Source organism: Alkalimarinus alittae, assembly GCF_026016465.1.
Classification (GTDB): domain Bacteria; phylum Pseudomonadota; class Gammaproteobacteria; order Pseudomonadales; family Oleiphilaceae; genus Alkalimarinus; species Alkalimarinus alittae.
The window spans coordinates 1,319,762-1,337,049 of record NZ_CP100390.1 but is presented as its reverse complement, the minus strand read 5'-3'; the positions used below and the strand labels follow the sequence as shown (position 1 = coordinate 1,337,049).

The window sequence follows — 17,288 nt, the reverse complement described above, 5'->3', positions numbered from 1 at the left end:
ATACAGGCCATGAAAATCAACCCAAACAACCTACCTAACGATGTTGAAAGCCTTAAAGCTTTAGTCCAAAAACAGCAAGTTCTGTTGGATGAAAAGCAGGCTGAGGTCGATAAGAAGCAGGCTCGCGTAGAGCAACTAGAAGAGCAGTGGCGTCTGTTCCTGCATCGTAAATTTGCCTCGCAAAGCGAGAAAGCGCCAGGTCAGGGTGAGCTCTTCAATGAAACGGAAGAAACCGCAGAAGACCCCATTCTTGAGTTGGATGCGGAAGCTATACCCAGTCCTGAGACAAAGACCAAAGCCAAGACTCGTGGCCGTAAGCCATTACCGTCTGAGCTACCTCGCGTTAAAGTAATCCATGATCTTCCTGAGTCTGAGCGTCAATGCCCTTGCGGCTGCCAACTCTCGGAAATAGGTGAAGAAACCTCCGAACAGCTTGATATCATTCCTGCCAAAATACGCGTACTTCAACATATTCAGAAGAAGTATGCCTGCAAGGCCTGCGAAGAGAAGGTCAAAACAGCGACCAAACCTGCTCAGCCCATTCCAAAGAGTAATGCCAGTGCGGGTTTGTTAGCCCATATTGCGGTATCGAAGTATCAAGATGCACTACCGCTATACAGACAGGAAGGTATGTTCAAGCGCGTAGGCATCCACCTTCCACGGCAAACACTGGCTAACTGGATGATCCGCTCTAGCGAACTGCTACAACCGCTCACCAACCTGATGCGTGACCAGTTACTGGCAAGCCCAGTCATTCATTGCGATGAAACGGTCGTTAAGGTGCTGAAAGAGCCCGATAAACCGGCCAGTAGCCAATCCTATATGTGGGTTCAAGTGGCAGGGCCGCCGCAACAGCGCATTATTTTGTTTGATTATGATCAGAGTCGTTCCGGTCAGGTACCCCTGCGCCTGCTGTCTGGCTATCAAGGCTATCTGCAAACGGATGGTTATGAAGGCTATAACGCGGTGGCATCACAACCAGGCGTTACTCAACTCTGCTGTATGGCTCACGCTCGGCGTAAGTTTATGGAGGCTAAAAAAGCACAACCTAAAGCTAAAGCCAAAACGCGCAGTAAGGTTGATGTCGCTATCGACATGATTGGCAAGCTGTATGGGTTAGAGCGAGCTTATCAAGATGCGACACCAGAAAATCGTTATCAAATGCGACAAGAGAAGGCGAAGCCAGTTCTGGAGAAACTGCGACATTGGCTGGATAAAACATTACCCACTGTCCCGCCAACGATCTTGCTCGGAAAGGCGCTGAACTACCTGCATAAATACTGGGCTCGGCTGACTGTCTACCTGGAAGATGGTTGCTTGAATATAGACAATAACATAGCGGAGAATGCTATCCGGCCGTTCGTAATAGGTCGTAAGAACTGGTTGTTTAGTGATACACCGAGAGGGGCTCACGCCAGTGCAAGAATCTATAGCGTTATTGAAACGGCTAAAGCGAATGGGCTGGAGCCTTATGCTTATCTTAAGCAGTTGTTTACCGAACTACCGCGCGTGAGTAGTGTTGATGACGTAGAGGCGTTGCTGCCTTGGAATCAGAACCTGACAACCTTGCTCATGAATGAAACACTGCCGCAAGGTGGGGTTTAATTACCGCTTACATTAATAGTGGAAACTAAATTTATAGGTATGCTGTGACCAACAGGGGTATTCAGATTTGGATAGCTACTTGAGTAAGTGCTTAAAAATAAACGAACTTCCTTTTAAAAAGCAAAGTGAGGCCTTTTTATGTGATTTCATCTCCCAGGTTCCCACTCATCGTAAGTAGGTATTGTTGAGGTGTAATTTAACCAAGGAACTTCATGTGAAGACCAAATTCTGAACTCCGGTATTTTACCAGGATCTTCATCAAGAGTTGCCACCCTCAAGACTAGAACTGAACTTCCCTTCTTTTCTTTAATCAAGTGAGTTCCACACTTTGAACAAAAATATCTTATTTTTCCCGGCGACGATTCAAATTTAGAAAGCAGCGATTCTCCTTTTAACCATCGAAAATTGCTATTTTGAACTCCTGATGCTGTATTGAATGCCGCAGAATGCGCTTTTCTGCACGTATTACAAGAACAATGCTGAATCGGTGAATCTAGTTCACTAACTTCATATTCTATTTCACCGCAGAGACAACTACCTTTCATGATGCGTCCTCAGTACTTTTCACATAACGGTTTATTAAAAAGATCCCTTATTTCAAAGTATTAGGCAGAATCCGCCTAACCCAAAGACTGCTAATATTAAAGTCTCTCTTTATTAAAGACAAATTTCTGTAATCATCTACTCGGCCGCAGCTAGAAATAAATGGACTTAAATTAGTCACTGAAAACACTTTGAGTCTTTCAATTGTATTTCAGGGAGGTGTTTTTATTCGGGGGAAGGTTTAAGTTTCCTTAGAAATTTCATACTCACTTATTATCTCCAGTAATCCTGTAAGTACATTTTGAATGCTTTCAAAGTTGTCATTTTTCTCACCGATATAAGGTGCTTTTAAGTAAAGCTTTCTATTAACCTCAATCATAATCGACTTTACATCTTCATTTTTATGCAAGTGTATCAATGGCACCATAGTTCCTTTAAACGGAGAGTTAATAGACACAGTAAAACCTAACCCTTCAAGGTATGCTTTAACTTCATCAACAACCTCAACTGGTGTATGAAAGTCATCAGTGCCGATGCAGAAATCAGGTCTATCACTTGATTCCTCATGCGCGAGTTTAGTTGGGTAAAAACTGTGGCAATCGACAACAAACACTACCGGAAATAAACCAAGCGAGCGATTAACCGCAACTGAAAATTTACGGTGATGCCGATCATAAAAAGATGATTTGATTTTTTCCTCAGCCTCTAATGTGGTCACATCTTTTAGAAGGTTTTTTCCATCTAACCCCTTGCGATAAACAACCCCCATACCCAACTTAGACATCGATTCATCTTCATTATTTCTAAACCGCTCAACATCACAGAAAACCCGACTCCACGGAAATACTACCGGCGTTGCAAATTCATGATAAAACAATTCATCAGTGTACCAATCTGTTAGCTTATCAATCGCTTCGCGTTTAGTTTCTTCAATGAACTTGTCAGTGTCCCATGTTTTCGTTGAGGCATGTGGTATATGTAAAATCATCTTCTTTCCTTACAATAATGAATGCTAGACGCCCTATTTTGTTTTGACATAGGCTTGCACGTAGACTTCAGCAACTCGCCCTCTAAACGTAATAGATTGAGGGATCACTGCATAGAACCGGTTTTGAACCTCTTTCGGCAGCCAGTCACTTCTGAAAACATGAATACATTGCCTCATGAAGGCCATCACTCTTTCCTCTATATCCTGCTGCTCAAGATGGATGCATTCTTGGGGTTCGGGTATATCAATCTGAGCATCAACCACAATGCCAAACGGCAGTGCTACTTTTGTTTCTAACGCAACTGCTTGAGACATACCTTCTAGTTTTCTTGAAGGAAATACCACGCTGGCGGGTAGCGCATCATACAATTGTTGGAAGCATTCCAGCTTATTAAACAGCTCTTCTTGTACAGACGCCTGTATGTGCTCATAAGCATCCAGCGCTACACGTTTTGCTAACCGTTCAATCCAATCGTCGGTAGCCTGCTGGTACCTTTGTAGCCTCTCGGGTAATGCGACTAGCTTGCAGGCATCCCCCCCTTGAAGCAGACAAATAGCTCTTTGCCGAAGGTCATAAGGGACAAAGTACCAATTAACTTCTTCCGGACCTAATTGATCAGGGCATGACTGCAGATAAATCAAAGCCTGATCACAGATCTCTGTCAGCTTGGGGAAAAAGGTCGGCTGCTGCTTAACAAAATCAAACACCTTGCCCAGTGCCAGGATTTCAATGGCTTCAACTAACAGCCTATCTGCGTCATAACCACTTCCTCTCAAGCGGCGACCGAGCATAAACTTTATTCCTTGTCGTAACTGTCTTTTGAAATCAGGTAATTGATCACTCAACTCTGGATAGCGCTGCCAAGCTAAAACCAATGTGCTAACAGCGATATAGGTAGGGAAATAGATAAACTCTACTCGAGCATCAGAAGAAGGCATAGCCAGGTCTTCAGTCAGCCCCCAAGAACCAGGCGAAATTTTTATAACTCGCCCCCTCTGGAGACTGAGCAGGTAGCGACAATAATTGGCTACCTCTGCTTGCGTCGGGGCTTCTGAGCAAGCATTACCACAAGCCAGTTCAATGAGGTGAGCTCGCCAGTTATCACGGATTTTGAACATGGTGTCTATGCAAACTTCACGTAACGGAAACTCCAGCTGGGTATCCCCCCAATGTAACCGCTCAAGCTCTCCGTTCATATTGCTATTATTCTCACTAACCTCTGTGTCGATATCCATTCCGTACTCCTTGTGCGTCTTTTCTAGCGCAGTACTTAACCCAGTCACCTTTTTCGACTTCATCATAGTCTTCTGTAAGGTGGTGTATTACGTAAATCCAGGCATCCCCCATGGGGGTGGTGATCTGTATTCGGTCGTAATAGGAGGGATAACCTTCAAGCTGGTCTAGATTTTTAGCGGTTTGCTGGTCTACCCGATATAGCTCGCCGCTTATCGATGTTTTCCCAGACGGCGTAACCGCTGGGAAGTAACCTAAATCAAACATCGTATATTCAGACTCTGTTTCATAAAAACCCAGAGATTCAGCCTCTTGCAATAAGGCATCATTACTTTCACCCTTACGCAAAGTGCCATAAACAAACACTAGAAAGTCGTTACCCTTCATTAAATTTTCCAAGCTCATATACACAACTTAAACGCTAATACATTAAACGTGAATCATCAGTGGCAGGTTTCGGTAGCCACGGCGATCTATCATTTAATCTAGCGATGGATGTTGCAACCTCCTCACAAAGATCAGCACTAATGGAGCCCTTTTTAAACGCTTTCCTGATGGATCTAATGACGAATCTGGGCAATAAAATTTGACCCAATTCAGCCTGACTAAATAGATACAGAAAGACGGCAACCACTTCTTGCTCGCTATACCCACTTTCAACCAATGCGAACAATACCGTCACAATCTCGTCATCTAAGCCAAAACCAACTAGCTCATCAATCGCTCTAGGTGCTGATTTGAGCGGATTAACAAGTAATCGACGATAGTGCTTTTCAAGATTATTCGCGAAATCATCTGCACTGCTATCCGTTTGACGCCTTAAAAACATGGGGATATCAGAATAGTTTTCGTTACGCGAAAATTCAGGCCCCAGCATCGGTCTCATCACCCTAGGCTTTTCAAGCGATGCATAATCAGGCAGGCTTTCAAAGCATGCCGAATCCATCACCTCGAACGAACTCGTCCCACCCCAACCAGCAGGCAACATACTTGGCACTTGTCGCAATTCAGGTCCAAACGCTGATTCGTCTTTTACATCCCTCTCCACAATCACTAAGTAGTTAGTCAGCGATGATTGAAGTTGATATTTAATGCCAAGCTCAACCTTTTCTTCAGTTGATTCACTTTGAGTTATACGTTGTGCAGCGCCCAAGCGAGCCAGCGTGAGTTCAGATAACGGTGTGCTTTCTTCACTCTCTCGCGGTTTATAGGGTTCCAACTTAAATGTGTTACTCCAAGCCGCCTCGCCAAATGTTAGCTTTATTGCCACAGCCCCCTGAGGACACTGATCAAATACCGCAAACAGGTGAAGCGTATCACCACTAAAGGCATGCGTTATCTCTGTGGGGATTGCTTCCATAGGGGTATGAGGCCATACAACCTCAGACCAGGTGACAGGAGGTAAGTACATTCGATTAAAGTGACGGACAATAGACAAAGCCATATCTTCATTCGGCGTCACTAACTCGCAAGCCCCACCTGTTTTATCGGCTAAACCACGAACTAAATCTTCAGCTACAGCACTTCCCACGCCCACGGTAAAGTGCCGATGACCACTGTTTGAGGCATTTTTGCAGACCTCTGTAACATCATAGGTTTGACCATCAGTAATCAGTAGCACGTCAGCGCCTAGGTCACACTCTTGACTCTTACCAACAATACGATAAGCCGCATCCAACGCGGCTTCAATTTCAGTGCCTCCAAGATCGGCATCTGTCTTTGTTATCCATTTGTATGCCTTACGCTTATTTGCGTCAGATGCAGGTTGCAGTTGTTTAAACAGTGCACGCCAACTGGAGCCAAAATTAATGACGGTAAAGCTATCTTCAGGCCGCAATTGGTCAATTATTTCTCGCAAAGCAATTTTTGCCTGCTGAATAGATGTGCCTGCCATTGAACCAGAGCAATCAACGACAATTTTCACCTGCTTGGGCTCTGACACAAAATCCACACGGGGGTTAACGGGCACCCAAGCGACCCAACGCCCATCTAAGTCCACATCATAATAGGCTGTAGCGCTTTCCTGCTCGGTGCGCTGAATAAGTAAAACAAAATCCCGATCCATGGGAAGGTCTTTGTTAGCAGGGCGCACACATAGTGTTTCGTCCTCAGCTTGGATACTGACCCCATGGCTTGGGCAGCTCACCTTACTTTTAGCTAAGTCGCCCTCAATACGAACCGTTAAGTCCATTAAGTGCGTAACAGCCAACGAAGACGAAGGCACTTGGTGAGGCTGCATCCCCAGTTCTAGAGGGTTTCCGTAGCGAGGCCCGAGTGTTGTAGGAATCATCAGGCGTAGGTGATCGTCTTGCCAGTGTAATAACTGCACATAGTGAATTTCGATAATGGCAATATCATTTTGCTGCAGATTACCGAGATTCAGCGTAAACAGACTGTCATCGACCTGCTGTAGCCGCATAGCGGTATCACCATCAGTAATCGCTTCTTCATATTGTTCTTCTGCCTGCTTAGCCTCAACCACAACGCCGGCATGCTGCTGGCCATTTAAGCCTACATTTAGCGACAATAACGTAGCGCCAACAGGCAGAGGGAAAGTGTAAACCGCTTCAATAGCGTGCTTTTCCTGGTTGCTATATTCTTGGCGTATCACCGTTTCAATGGATGTGTCTTTTACTACCGCGTCAACTCGAACCCCTGTTAAAGGAATCGCTTCACCTTCTGTGGTGAGCATTTCAAACACTGCTGCCTGTTCCATGTTAGCTCTCGTCTTTATCTAATTGATCAACTAACGCGCCAATCTGCTGATACAGTTTGCGTGTCATTTCTGGCGTCATACCTGCTTTTTCTGGGTTGATATGGAGTTCGACACCGGGTGCAAGATGAATGTGACTCCACACAGACACATCACCCCGCTTCGGTTGCAATGCCAGTAAGGTATCCGCAGGGGTTGCCGACTGACCCATCAGCTCTTTGATGCGATCCAAACTATAGCCAGCACTTTGCCATTCCTGCAGCTGTTGCAACTGCTTCAGATGCGCACCGGTATAGTAAGCACCTCGCTTTTGTCCCATAGGACGATCAACTAACCCTTCTTGCATGTAATATCGAATGGTTCGTTTCGATAACCCTAATAGCTGGCATAACTCATCTAAAGAATATTGTTTTTCCATAACTGTTTATTCCTGTGATTTTTATATACAGTAGTTATGTACATCTAAGCTGTCAATTAAAATTGATTTAAATTTTACTATCAATAACTGGAGGCAGGTTAATGGTCGACAAAATATAACCGAGGGGAGGGCGGGGTCGGGTACTGCGCGTTATAGTCCAATGTTTCATAAAACATCGCTCACCCCGTAGGTTAACCCCTCTATATTTTTAGTTGAGGAATGTTTGTTATTTATATCTTCTCTGAGCTGTTTAAGAACGTCATCGGCGCTGGGTTGAATCAGAATTAGTTTTGAATACATCTCGCCATCATAAGAAGCAAAGCAAGCAGGGCAGGCATCGCATAACCCTTAACAGAATAAGTAATAGCCAGAACTGCAGCAATGAAACGGGGTAACAGCTTTAAGCTCTGCAGTTTATTCAATGATGAAAGTAAGAGTTGCCAGTCTTTAAACCTGTGAGATAGTAATTTCAAACAGGAGGAGGCACCATGGACAATAAATTTAGCGGTATCAATGTTTCAGCAGTTACTTTTACAGGACTTTCCTTGCCTTATCATCGAAAGATCGCATTGATTATGTCTTTGGCTATCTGGTCAGGATTTGTATATTTATTTGTTATGTTTACTGACGCAGTGAGAGTCAATATTGATATAGAGGAGATGGCTCTCGCGGCTATAAGTGCAATGCTGCTTAATTATATTTTTGGCAAGGCATTCTTTATGGCAAGGATGGCAGAGTGGCTAGTTAAAAGAACTCCCTTAGGAATCCTTTATCAGCAGGACAAGCGAGTACTTAATCAAGCAAAAGCGGAGTGCTTGTCTATTGCAAATAGAGTTAAGTTTATGGATTATCTGGAGTACAGCAAGATAAATCCAGCAATACGATCCAAAGAAAGTGCTGTAGTAATGGCTCACCAGAGAAAAGGGGATTTACAAGACTGGATTAAGAATGTCAGAAACCTAAAGTTATTGGCAAATTTGATATATCAAATGTATTTAGCTGAGCTCATTCTTCAAAATGAGCAGGATCATTATGAAACACCCTAATTTAATTTTGTTTAATAATGAATTCAGTAAAGCCACTCTTTTTTGCCAGCCATAATGGGAGCACGATAGCTGTTCTGCCATTATCTAAATCGCGAGTTTCTATCACTTGTGATTTTGGAATAGTGAATAAGTCATTATATAAACTGGCTTGGTAATTGTCCGTATATTCAAAGTTGCTGCATGACACCTGATAAGAACGGGCATTAACACGCCTAATGATGACGCTAATTTCACATAAGTTGCTCATAAAAACCTTAGTTTTTCCGTACATTTTAATTCGTTATTGTAATAATCCTACCACACCGATTAGTGAGTTTTATACTGGGCTGCCTGAATACAACCGTTTTCTATCGGGAGGGAAATAAGTGCCACAGCAATAGGGCATTATTAGCGCTTTAACTGACTTGCATGATCCGCATTAAAATAGATTAAGGAGTATCGCTTGCTCGCGAGAACTCTACTCAATCTCCTCAATTAACGGTAATGGGTCTTAGTTATCTGACCCATTTATCACTACCTTCCAATTATAAAAATATAATATTGCTCTAAACAGGAGCTTTTTATGTTTATAGGTAACCCACTCGTAGTATTCACCGTTAACTTACTCTGCAAACAGGGAAAAATTGACAATAACCAACGCGATAAACTTATCATTAAAGATAAGAAGATAAACTCAGTAATCGCTATTTTCGCCTCTATTGCTCTAACTGCTTACCTTTTGCCGCAATAGGAGTCTTTGTTATGGGAAAGGTGATACGGGTTAACTTTAATCATGCGCCTAGCATTATTGCCTATAGTGCTGATGTGTACTCGCAAGACATGAAAAAGCATCAATTCCAATTGCTATCTGAGTCCATAGTCGACGCTTATCATGCCTTCATCAATGAAGCATCGATTGTGGGCGTGAAGGTGGTTAAGTGTATCGCCATTTACAAAGGCACGCTTAATACTCGGGAGTTGTCACAACCTCCAGTAAGTGTATGGCACATGCAAAGTGGAAAGCATGGTTGAATCTATGAGATGGTTTAAGTCACCAAAATACTACCCTTATATAATCGTTGCTCTGGCATCAATACTAATGCTGGTCATCATCAATACAGGCAAGTTCTCCTATCAAACGTTTCCATTAGCGCTTTTCTTGGCTGCAAAGCTAAGTATTTTATTCGGTGCTGTTGAGGTGGGCCTCTCCTATATCGGGCAATACAAAGAAAAAGAAGAGACTTATAGGGCGATAAGCCGAGCTATATCCTCATTTGGGATGGCTATTTGCTTTGTTGTACTTCTAGTCTCTTTTGAAGCCGCAAAACCTTGAGTACCTGGAGTCTGCGTGAATATAGTTAGAATTACCGATACGACCAGTTCAAACAAAGATCGAAACCTTTACAGGCTAATTGAGAATTTCAATAACTTTACTCTACTAGAGTGCAAGAACAGAGGTTCAATTTTACTAGATGAGGTCAGTAATACGTTAATTCTAGATCATATTGATGAAGCCATTAAACCGTTAGAAATCATACAGCAGGTACTTAATTCAAGCCTACCTACAACGTTACTTATAGTGGTTGATGGCAACCAACATTATGAACTCCCGCTACCTAACCAGTACCTACTAAGCAAACATATTATTTTATAGATGACAGGGCTTTAGCGTGTCCGTAACAGGCAGAATAAGGAAATTAAAAATGAGTAATCCAGACAACTTAATGGCCATTGAAGAAGAGTTAGATACGCATGACCGAGCTACTGTTGCTTATGATGATGAAACCATACTATGGCAGGGAAAGCCTTCACAGTGGGTTAATTTAGGTACCTTCTTATGGTGGTCAATTATTTTAGTTGGCGCACTCGTCTTCAAGGCTTTATGGGGCGCAGGGTTAAGTGAAGAGTACACTGAAATAGTGGTCAGCGTTATAGGCTGGGCCAGCCTTACATTAATTACTATATCTGTACTAAGTATCCTGCATGCGTATTTGAGTGTCCGTTATGAACACACCACAATAACCATGAATAAAATTAAAGAAGCAAAGGGAATAACCAGCATATTTCGAGAAGAAAAGCTTTGCGAACTGAGTGATGTTAATGACTTTAAAAGCCCACCAGCGGGAATTCTTGGCTTGTTAGGCTTGTCTACGTTGGTTATGGAGACTAATGATAGCGATCAGCCCATCATAAAAATTAGAGCTATAAAAGATCGAGAAGAGTTAATTAATAGGATTTTACCCATTCAGCGTAAGCTGAAGATCGAGCGTAAGGGATACTTCGGAGATAGAGGATGAACATAATACGAGTACTGTTAACTAGCGCCATTGTACTTGCTAATCAAGCCATAGCTGGTGATGCAAGAGAAATCGATCACCTAAAAGGCGCCACAGAGAAATCCGCAATCGAATTTGTGGATGGTTTTTATCATGAAGTTCGGGAGGGCATGAGTCGATCCGATCTGCAGTACTATTTTTCTAGTGATGAAAATAAGATCTTGGACCTTTCCATCATCATCATGTCTGAGTGGTCTAATAAAGCTACTGAAATTGAAACTCAGCACTTTATGGACTTGATGAATATAGAGGCTAGATGTGAAAGCCTCGAACTAGAGAGCATGAGCCTGTCTGGCATGTACACAAAATATGCTAGGTTGAATTATAAAGTAACTAACATTTGTACTGAAACGATTAACCCTAATAAAAGAGAAGTGAAATTAGAGTACCCCGGTACAACAAAGCGATGGATTATAGAGAGTATTCAAGCAAAGGTTGCGAATGATGAGTAAGTTAAGTGCCATACAAAACATTGTTTTTGGCTGCATTCTCGCCGGTATAAGCCAGTCATTGTTCGCCTTACCAAAGCTACAGCCTCAAGAAAAAAGCGCCCCAGTAGTTACTTTTGACAAAGTAGAAGAGCTCTTCGGGCATAACCTAGACACTAGCGACTTCACACTCATGGGTCTATTACTAGCTATTGGAATGGATCACACATCAAAAAGTACGCCCAACACTGATCAAGACGTTGGTATTCCTTTTATTGTTGCCAAGGGACCTAATTATTGGGTTTCAAGATTATCTGACGGTGAAAGAGGTGTTGATGTATTAGTGAATAATGCACTGTTATTATTATTCACAAAAGAAAAGATTCCAAATGCAAAGGAGGGAGCTCTTAAATTGATGGAGGCAGCCTCTGAAAAAGGTTATTGGCCTGCTGATTATTATGTCGCTGATTACAACCTTACAACACACTTAACGCGAGACTTTTCTGAGTTTTCAGTACCCCCTAAGAACATAAACACAGATCAGTTAACATTAGTGGCTAAAGACACCATGAATCGCTTTAATAGCTGTGCAGATATGGGCTTTGCTCCCTGTCAATTTCGCATTGGTTACTGGTTAGCCAACTCCCCTAGGTCACTTGGGCCTGGGCTTGAAGTGCTTCGACAGGCTATTAAAACAGCTCAGAGTGATACTAGGTATGAAGGGTTACTAGACGATGCAACGGTTATTGCTGCTAGAGAGATAGTACTAAAGGGTGAGCAGGTTGGTATTGACCAATCTGTTCTAGATGAATATACGAACTTGATCGAAATAAAATACAGAAAGATGAGCCTGTAAACTCTTAACAAGCCTATATCGTGCGCCCAAGTCTTGACGTGTTTTATATCGACTAAGGTTTTGCTATCTTTGAACAACTCTTAACAGCCCCCCTTTTAAAGTTTTCTTATCACACAAACTAAAGGGATCTCTTAAAACGCAAGGGGGTGTAAGTTATTCACATGAGAATAATTATTCTTATATTCTGATAAGATTGTTTATATCGAAATTTTAAAAAAGGCCCATCTGATCGCCCGTATCTACATCCCTATTAACGCCATCAAAATAAGCCTGAAACTGACTATCAGTGGAGGAGGAAGTGTTGAATAGTTGCCGAAAGTACGGGGAGTTTTCAAAATATCACCCAATAATTCACCGTAACTCCCTCTTTTGTTCTCTGGAAAAGGTGGTAAATTAACTGTGTTAAATTTAAGGCCGCTAACTTTTTTTTGAGGTTTTCATGGTTTGCTTCAAGTGTCAGGTTGAATCACCAAATGGGTCTAATTTTTGTACAGGCTGCGGAAAGAGTTTTAAACCGAAAAAACCTCCTGCCAACACTAATCCGACAAGTTGGCCGAAGCAGGAAGCTCTGAATGAATTACAGCGTATTTACGAAACTAAAGCAGCCTAAAGTAAACGAAATTTTTGGACAGCATTTTTCAGCTTACTTATTATTTGGTTTATTGGTGGTGTGTATGTTTTCTTATCGGGCTCTGTAGGTCTGCATTATTTTTGGTGGCTTATAGCTGTATGGATAGGAGCGATAATTTTTAGCGCTACTCCACCAACAAACCGTGAAGAGTACTATTCGTTACCGTATTCTAGCGATCAACATGGGTGGCATCAATGTATTCACTGCGGTCATCGCGGGATATATAAGAAGGGTGTGTACAAAAATGACAACAAGACACTTTTTAATTGCTCTCGGTGTGAGACGCTACTGTTCACGGAGGGTTAATGGATGGATAGTATCAGCTTAGGCAGGCAACCCTAAATAACTCCAACATAATCACTGGATGTATGTAAATTGACTGTGATGTATCACCCGAGCAAAGACAACCCTCAGCGAATAAGAGTTTTAGACAAAGAGTTGGGGATTCAGGAGTATTTCTCATTCTCCATATTAGGTAAAAAAAAAGCTACTCGACTAGCCGAGGAGCGTCAGGCAGAAATAGATAGGCGAAAACACATTCGACGACTTCAGCATGATCTTGCTATTAACAAGTTGTTCAAAGAAGACGGTAGCATTAAAGGGTTATCAAAGCGCCGACGCAGCAGAAGTAAGAAAGAAATAGAGCTGCTTTCGTTGCAAGTAGTGGTTGATAAGGGTGTGCAAAAGCATAAAGAAATCAGCCTTAATTGCAGGTCTTTCGATGAAGCCTGGGAGATGCTTCGTTCTGCGCTGCTGGAAATTCACAAAACTGAGGCAACCTACGAGATTAATGAGTTATTTAGGAATGCCCGCCGGCATTATTGGTGATAGCCAATTTCGGATCACGGGTACACTTAATGGATAGAGAGGCTGGTACGGAGGCGTCAGTGAAAAATAAACCAAACAAAAACAAGCAGCTTGAAAAGGCGATACAAATAGCGGTTAGTGCTCACCGTGGCCAGTTTGATCGAGGCGGAAAACCGTACATATTACACCCCCTGCATCTAATGAATCAGCTGATGTTTGACATAGAATTGGCAACCATTGCAGTGCTTCATGATGTCATTGAAGATAGTGATATTACGTTGGAACACCTAGAGGAAGAAGGCTTTAGTGAGCGGGTTTGTACTGCTCTTACATACCTTACCCATAAGTCAGGGCAAAGCTACGAAGACTATATCAGCGACATCGCGCAAAATTATGACGCCATTAGAGTTAAACGTAAGGACTTGGAGCATAACTCCGATATTACTCGCCTAAAAGGCGTTAAAGAAAAAGACTTGCTTCGAATGAAAAGGTATCACAAAGCGTTTGTATTGTTGAGCAAGGCAAAAGCTGAGTTTTTAGCGAGAGAGGAAGACGCAAGAAAAGAGTAGTCGTAAAGTTTTGTTAACTACTTCATGGCCCAAAGACTATGTAAGCGCGAGCTATGGAGTAAGAGTTTAGGATTTTTCGTTAAAACGCTTTAGGTCAGCTGCCTCCGTTATGAAGGGCGATAAACGCAGGCAAGGGAGTAAAAGCGCTCGCTTTTCGGGTAACGATAAACCGCTAGGAATTGACCTACTGTCTCCGTTTAAACTCAGTCGTTATTTTAAGCTATCCACATTCAGGGTAAAGTTTTCCTATCACAGACTTAGAACTTTCAATGCTTTATTTCTCTGCTCATGAGAAAGCATTATAGTGAAACTATCTCTATGAATCAGACATTTAATCATCAGAATTGTGCTCATGGAACTTCTTAAAACCTTTCACTACAGGCTCATAGTAACAGCTCTGCTGAGACTTAATAGCTGAAAAATGGTACAGGTCAATAAGTAGGTATTTTTTATTGGCTGTTCGCAAAGTATAGTAACTAGCGCATTCTCCGTACTCAATCACGCTGACCTCACCCAGCACCTTTAACCTAGACTCTAAGTTCATTGTTAGAATGATATCAGGGCAAACTGTATCAATCTGATTAGCAAAATAATTTACAGGGGAATCATTAAACACATCAACAAACCCATCAATCAGCGCCCAATCAGCATTCCAGTCATCCGTATCATTACTAAGCTTTGATAAGTTCATGAAAGCAAAACTGATACCCCGCTCAGAAGCAAACGTATCAGCTATTTCTGTTGCCATTGGTATATCATTCCAGTGACAACAATCATTATTCAATCCATAAGTGATATAAAACATTAACGCATGAAATCTATGCTGGTTAAGTGTTTTATCACCAATAGTCTTTTTTGTTGTATAAATATGATGCAATAAATCTATGTAATTATCACCAGTTAATCCAAGTGATTCGCGACCTACAAACAAAACTTTACATTTTTGCTTGGAGTAATACGGATAGAAACCATCTAAGACCATATCATCTGATGTTCGCTTATTAGGAAAGGGTTTACCTATTGCAAATGAACTCCATTCACGAAATACTGAATTAAGCTCATTCTGAATAACCAGTTCATTTTCGGGGTAGTGTAATTTGGACGCGTGCATTTTAATTATCCCTACTATTTGTATTTTAAAGACACTTGAGCTTTCATAGTCACAAGTCAACTTTGTCACTTTTAAGATCAAGGTATAACTTAACGATCAGATAAAGCCCAAAGCATGTGAACCCCTAAGCCCCGTAAGTCAGAGTCTTCGTGTACATCGACTCTTGCATTCATATTACTATGACCAAATAATCTAGGTGGAACACAATTAAATAATGGTTCTAGCTCCTCCAAGGCATTAATAATAAGCACTAAGTTTTCTAATATGTTAGGTGAGATAATACCTTTTATACACAAAAACAATCCTGAAACCTGCTGATCATTATTTTTTGCTATCGCTTTAACATTATTTTGCTTTTCCACAACTTTTAATTTTAATTCATCGATAGATTGAGAATAAACGTAAGCGGTAATTAAACCCCACCTTGCGGCAGTGTTTCATTCATGAGCAAGGTTGTCAGGTTCTGATTCCAAGGCAGCAACGCCTCTACGTCATCAACACTACTCACGCGCGGTAGTTCGGTAAACAACTGCTTAAGATAAGCATAAGGCTCCAGCCCATTCGCTTTAGCCGTTTCAATAACGCTATAGATTCTTGCACTGGCGTGAGCCCCTCTCGGTGTATCACTAAACAACCAGTTCTTACGACCTATTACGAACGGCCGGATAGCATTCTCCGCTATGTTATTGTCTATATTCAAGCAACCATCTTCCAGGTAGACAGTCAGCCGAGCCCAGTATTTATGCAGGTAGTTCAGCGCCTTTCCGAGCAAGATCGTTGGCGGGACAGTGGGTAATGTTTTATCCAGCCAATGTCGCAGTTTCTCCAGAACTGGCTTCGCCTTCTCTTGTCGCATTTGATAACGATTTTCTGGTGTCGCATCTTGATAAGCTCGCTCTAACCCATACAGCTTGCCAATCATGTCGATAGCGACATCAACCTTACTGCGCGTTTTGGCTTTAGCTTTAGGTTGTGCTTTTTTAGCCTCCATAAACTTACGCCGAGCGTGAGCCATACAGCAGAGTTGAGTAACGCCTGGTTGTGATGCCACCGCGTTATAGCCTTCATAACCATCCGTTTGCAGATAGCCTTGATAGCCAGACAGCAGGCGCAGGGGTACCTGACCGGAACGACTCTGATCATAATCAAACAAAATAATGCGCTGTTGCGGCGGCCCTGCCACTTGAACCCACATATAGGATTGGCTACTGGCCGGTTTATCGGGCTCTTTCAGCACCTTAACGACCGTTTCATCGCAATGAATAACGGGGCTTGCCAGTAGCTGATCACGCATCAGGTTGATAAGCGGTTGTAGCAACTCGCTGGAGCGGATCACCCAGTTAGCCAGTGTTTGCCGTGGAAGGTGAATGCCTACGCGTTTGAACATTCCTTCCTGTCTGTATAGCGGTAATGCATCTTGATACTTCGATACCGCAATATGAGCTAACAAACCCGCACTGGCATTACTCTTTGGAATGGGCTGAGCAGGTTTGAATGCCGTTTTGACCTTATCTTCGCAGGCCTTGCAGGCATACTTCTTTTGGATATGCTGAAGTACACGTATTTTGGCAGGAATGATGTCCAGCTGTTCGGAGGTTTCTTCACCTATTTCCGAGAGTTGGCAGCCGCAAGGGCATTGACGCTCAGACTCAGGAAGATCATGGATGACTTTAACGCGAGGTAGCTCAGACGGTAATGGCTTACGGCCACGAGTCTTGGCTTTGGTCTTTGTCTCAGGACTGAGTATAGCTTCCGCATCCAACTCAAGAATGGGGTCTTCTGCGGTTTCTTCCGTTTCATTGAAGAGTTCACCCTGACCTGGCGCTTTCTCGCTTTGCGAGGCAAATTTACGATGCAGGAACAGACGCCACTGCTCTTCTAATTGCTCTACGCGAGCCTGCTTCTTATCGACCTCAGCTTGCTTTTCATCCAACAGGTTTTGCTGCTTTTGGACTAAAGCTTTAAGGCTTTCAACATCGTTAGGTAGGTTGTTTGGGTTGATTTTCATGGCCTGTATTATACCT

General features: G+C 42.5%; 21 protein-coding genes. 11 read left to right on the top strand and 10 right to left on the bottom strand.

Annotated elements, in window-relative coordinates:
- Nucleotides 1–9 precede the first annotated feature (9 nt).
- Nucleotides 10–1,605, top strand: coding sequence for an IS66 family transposase (gene tnpC / locus NKI27_RS05950; RefSeq protein ID WP_265048770.1), 1,596 nt, complete (start codon nt 10–12; stop codon nt 1,603–1,605).
- A gap of 146 nt (nt 1,606–1,751) precedes the next feature.
- Here tnpC (NKI27_RS05950) and NKI27_RS19395 read toward each other — a convergent pair whose 3' ends face one another.
- From NKI27_RS19395 to NKI27_RS05925, 6 genes are all read right to left on the bottom strand, one after another.
- A complete protein-coding gene (locus tag NKI27_RS19395) occupies nt 1,752–2,150 on the bottom strand; it encodes a GFA family protein (protein ID WP_406802947.1) in 399 nt (132 codons plus the stop codon).
- Nucleotides 2,151–2,389: 239 nt separating this feature from the next.
- Entirely contained in the window at nt 2,390–3,136 is a 747-nt protein-coding gene (locus tag NKI27_RS05945) for an N-formylglutamate amidohydrolase (protein ID WP_265048769.1), read from the bottom strand.
- A gap of 33 nt (nt 3,137–3,169) precedes the next feature.
- On the bottom strand, nt 3,170–4,372 hold the full coding sequence (locus NKI27_RS05940) for a hypothetical protein (RefSeq protein WP_265048768.1): 1,203 nt from the start codon (nt 4,370–4,372) through the stop codon (nt 3,170–3,172).
- Entirely contained in the window at nt 4,350–4,757 is a 408-nt protein-coding gene (locus NKI27_RS05935; RefSeq protein ID WP_265048767.1) for a gamma-glutamylcyclotransferase family protein, read from the bottom strand. The genes NKI27_RS05940 and NKI27_RS05935 overlap by 23 nt, the downstream gene beginning before the upstream one ends.
- Nucleotides 4,758–4,791: 34 nt before the next feature.
- Nucleotides 4,792–7,086: a VIT and vWA domain-containing protein gene (locus tag NKI27_RS05930; protein ID WP_265048766.1), complete on the bottom strand. Its 2,295-nt coding sequence runs from the start codon at nt 7,084–7,086 to the stop codon at nt 4,792–4,794.
- A gap of 1 nt (nt 7,087) precedes the next feature.
- A complete protein-coding gene (locus NKI27_RS05925; RefSeq protein WP_265048765.1) occupies nt 7,088–7,501 on the bottom strand; it encodes a helix-turn-helix domain-containing protein in 414 nt (137 codons plus the stop codon).
- Between the two features lie 488 nt (nt 7,502–7,989).
- On the opposite strand from NKI27_RS05925, the gene NKI27_RS05920 reads away from it, so the two are divergent.
- A complete protein-coding gene (locus tag NKI27_RS05920; protein ID WP_265048764.1) occupies nt 7,990–8,547 on the top strand; it encodes a hypothetical protein in 558 nt (185 codons plus the stop codon).
- Between the two features lies 1 nt (nt 8,548).
- On the opposite strand, the gene NKI27_RS05915 is transcribed toward NKI27_RS05920, so the two are convergent.
- Nucleotides 8,549–8,794, bottom strand: a complete 246-nt coding sequence (locus tag NKI27_RS05915; protein ID WP_265048763.1) for a hypothetical protein — start codon at nt 8,792–8,794, stop codon at nt 8,549–8,551.
- Nucleotides 8,795–9,109: 315 nt separating this feature from the next.
- On the opposite strand from NKI27_RS05915, the gene NKI27_RS05910 reads away from it, so the two are divergent.
- The 9 genes from NKI27_RS05910 (at nt 9,110) to NKI27_RS05870 (ending at nt 14,153) form a co-directional block, all read left to right on the top strand.
- Nucleotides 9,110–9,277, top strand: a complete 168-nt coding sequence (locus tag NKI27_RS05910) for a hypothetical protein (protein ID WP_265048762.1) — start codon at nt 9,110–9,112, stop codon at nt 9,275–9,277.
- An 11-nt stretch (nt 9,278–9,288) separates the two neighbouring features.
- Entirely contained in the window at nt 9,289–9,558 is a 270-nt protein-coding gene (locus tag NKI27_RS05905) for a hypothetical protein (RefSeq protein WP_265048761.1), read from the top strand.
- A 4-nt stretch (nt 9,559–9,562) separates the two neighbouring features.
- Nucleotides 9,563–9,859, top strand: coding sequence for a hypothetical protein (locus NKI27_RS05900; protein ID WP_265048760.1), 297 nt, complete (start codon nt 9,563–9,565; stop codon nt 9,857–9,859).
- Between the two features lie 15 nt (nt 9,860–9,874).
- Entirely contained in the window at nt 9,875–10,180 is a 306-nt protein-coding gene (locus tag NKI27_RS05895) for a hypothetical protein (protein WP_265048759.1), read from the top strand.
- Nucleotides 10,181–10,229: 49 nt separating this feature from the next.
- Nucleotides 10,230–10,823, top strand: coding sequence for a YdbT family protein (locus NKI27_RS05890; protein WP_265048758.1), 594 nt, complete (start codon nt 10,230–10,232; stop codon nt 10,821–10,823).
- On the top strand, nt 10,820–11,314 hold the full coding sequence (locus tag NKI27_RS05885) for a hypothetical protein (RefSeq protein WP_265048757.1): 495 nt from the start codon (nt 10,820–10,822) through the stop codon (nt 11,312–11,314). The genes NKI27_RS05890 and NKI27_RS05885 overlap by 4 nt, the downstream gene beginning before the upstream one ends.
- The gene (locus NKI27_RS05880; RefSeq protein ID WP_265048756.1) at nt 11,304–12,146 is read left to right on the top strand and encodes a hypothetical protein; all 843 of its coding nucleotides are present in this window, start codon (nt 11,304–11,306) and stop codon (nt 12,144–12,146) included. The genes NKI27_RS05885 and NKI27_RS05880 overlap by 11 nt, the downstream gene beginning before the upstream one ends.
- A gap of 1,006 nt (nt 12,147–13,152) precedes the next feature.
- On the top strand, nt 13,153–13,605 hold the full coding sequence (locus tag NKI27_RS05875; RefSeq protein ID WP_265048755.1) for a hypothetical protein: 453 nt from the start codon (nt 13,153–13,155) through the stop codon (nt 13,603–13,605).
- A gap of 29 nt (nt 13,606–13,634) precedes the next feature.
- Nucleotides 13,635–14,153, top strand: a complete 519-nt coding sequence (locus NKI27_RS05870) for a hypothetical protein (RefSeq protein WP_265048754.1) — start codon at nt 13,635–13,637, stop codon at nt 14,151–14,153.
- Between the two features lie 331 nt (nt 14,154–14,484).
- On the opposite strand, the gene NKI27_RS05865 is transcribed toward NKI27_RS05870, so the two are convergent.
- From NKI27_RS05865 to tnpC (NKI27_RS05855), 3 genes are all read right to left on the bottom strand, one after another.
- Entirely contained in the window at nt 14,485–15,264 is a 780-nt protein-coding gene (locus tag NKI27_RS05865; RefSeq protein WP_265048753.1) for a hypothetical protein, read from the bottom strand.
- 89 nt (nt 15,265–15,353) lie between these two features.
- Nucleotides 15,354–15,626 carry a hypothetical protein gene (locus NKI27_RS05860; RefSeq protein ID WP_265048752.1) on the bottom strand — a complete coding sequence of 91 codons (273 nt, stop codon included), beginning with the start codon at nt 15,624–15,626 and terminating at the stop codon, nt 15,354–15,356.
- A gap of 50 nt (nt 15,627–15,676) precedes the next feature.
- On the bottom strand, nt 15,677–17,272 hold the full coding sequence (gene tnpC, locus NKI27_RS05855) for an IS66 family transposase (protein ID WP_265048751.1): 1,596 nt from the start codon (nt 17,270–17,272) through the stop codon (nt 15,677–15,679).
- Nucleotides 17,273–17,288: the final 16 nt, after the last annotated feature.

Excerpts from the sequence above, each read along its gene's own strand:
- tnpC (WP_265048770.1), top strand. The coding sequence starts at position 10 with ATGAAAATCAACCCAAACAACCTACCTAACGATGTTGAAAGCCTTAAA.
- NKI27_RS19395 (WP_406802947.1), bottom strand. The coding sequence starts at position 2,150 with ATGAAAGGTAGTTGTCTCTGCGGTGAAATAGAATATGAAGTTAGTGAA.
- NKI27_RS05945 (WP_265048769.1), bottom strand. The coding sequence starts at position 3,136 with ATGATTTTACATATACCACATGCCTCAACGAAAACATGGGACACTGAC.
- NKI27_RS05940 (WP_265048768.1), bottom strand. The coding sequence starts at position 4,372 with ATGGATATCGACACAGAGGTTAGTGAGAATAATAGCAATATGAACGGA.
- NKI27_RS05935 (WP_265048767.1), bottom strand. The coding sequence starts at position 4,757 with ATGAAGGGTAACGACTTTCTAGTGTTTGTTTATGGCACTTTGCGTAAG.
- NKI27_RS05930 (WP_265048766.1), bottom strand. The coding sequence starts at position 7,086 with ATGGAACAGGCAGCAGTGTTTGAAATGCTCACCACAGAAGGTGAAGCG.
- NKI27_RS05925 (WP_265048765.1), bottom strand. The coding sequence starts at position 7,501 with ATGGAAAAACAATATTCTTTAGATGAGTTATGCCAGCTATTAGGGTTA.
- NKI27_RS05920 (WP_265048764.1), top strand. The coding sequence starts at position 7,990 with ATGGACAATAAATTTAGCGGTATCAATGTTTCAGCAGTTACTTTTACA.
- NKI27_RS05915 (WP_265048763.1), bottom strand. The coding sequence starts at position 8,794 with ATGAGCAACTTATGTGAAATTAGCGTCATCATTAGGCGTGTTAATGCC.
- NKI27_RS05910 (WP_265048762.1), top strand. The coding sequence starts at position 9,110 with ATGTTTATAGGTAACCCACTCGTAGTATTCACCGTTAACTTACTCTGC.
- NKI27_RS05905 (WP_265048761.1), top strand. The coding sequence starts at position 9,289 with ATGGGAAAGGTGATACGGGTTAACTTTAATCATGCGCCTAGCATTATT.
- NKI27_RS05900 (WP_265048760.1), top strand. The coding sequence starts at position 9,563 with ATGAGATGGTTTAAGTCACCAAAATACTACCCTTATATAATCGTTGCT.
- NKI27_RS05890 (WP_265048758.1), top strand. The coding sequence starts at position 10,230 with ATGAGTAATCCAGACAACTTAATGGCCATTGAAGAAGAGTTAGATACG.
- NKI27_RS05885 (WP_265048757.1), top strand. The coding sequence starts at position 10,820 with ATGAACATAATACGAGTACTGTTAACTAGCGCCATTGTACTTGCTAAT.
- NKI27_RS05880 (WP_265048756.1), top strand. The coding sequence starts at position 11,304 with ATGATGAGTAAGTTAAGTGCCATACAAAACATTGTTTTTGGCTGCATT.
- NKI27_RS05870 (WP_265048754.1), top strand. The coding sequence starts at position 13,635 with ATGGATAGAGAGGCTGGTACGGAGGCGTCAGTGAAAAATAAACCAAAC.
- NKI27_RS05865 (WP_265048753.1), bottom strand. The coding sequence starts at position 15,264 with ATGCACGCGTCCAAATTACACTACCCCGAAAATGAACTGGTTATTCAG.
- tnpC (WP_265048751.1), bottom strand. The coding sequence starts at position 17,272 with ATGAAAATCAACCCAAACAACCTACCTAACGATGTTGAAAGCCTTAAA.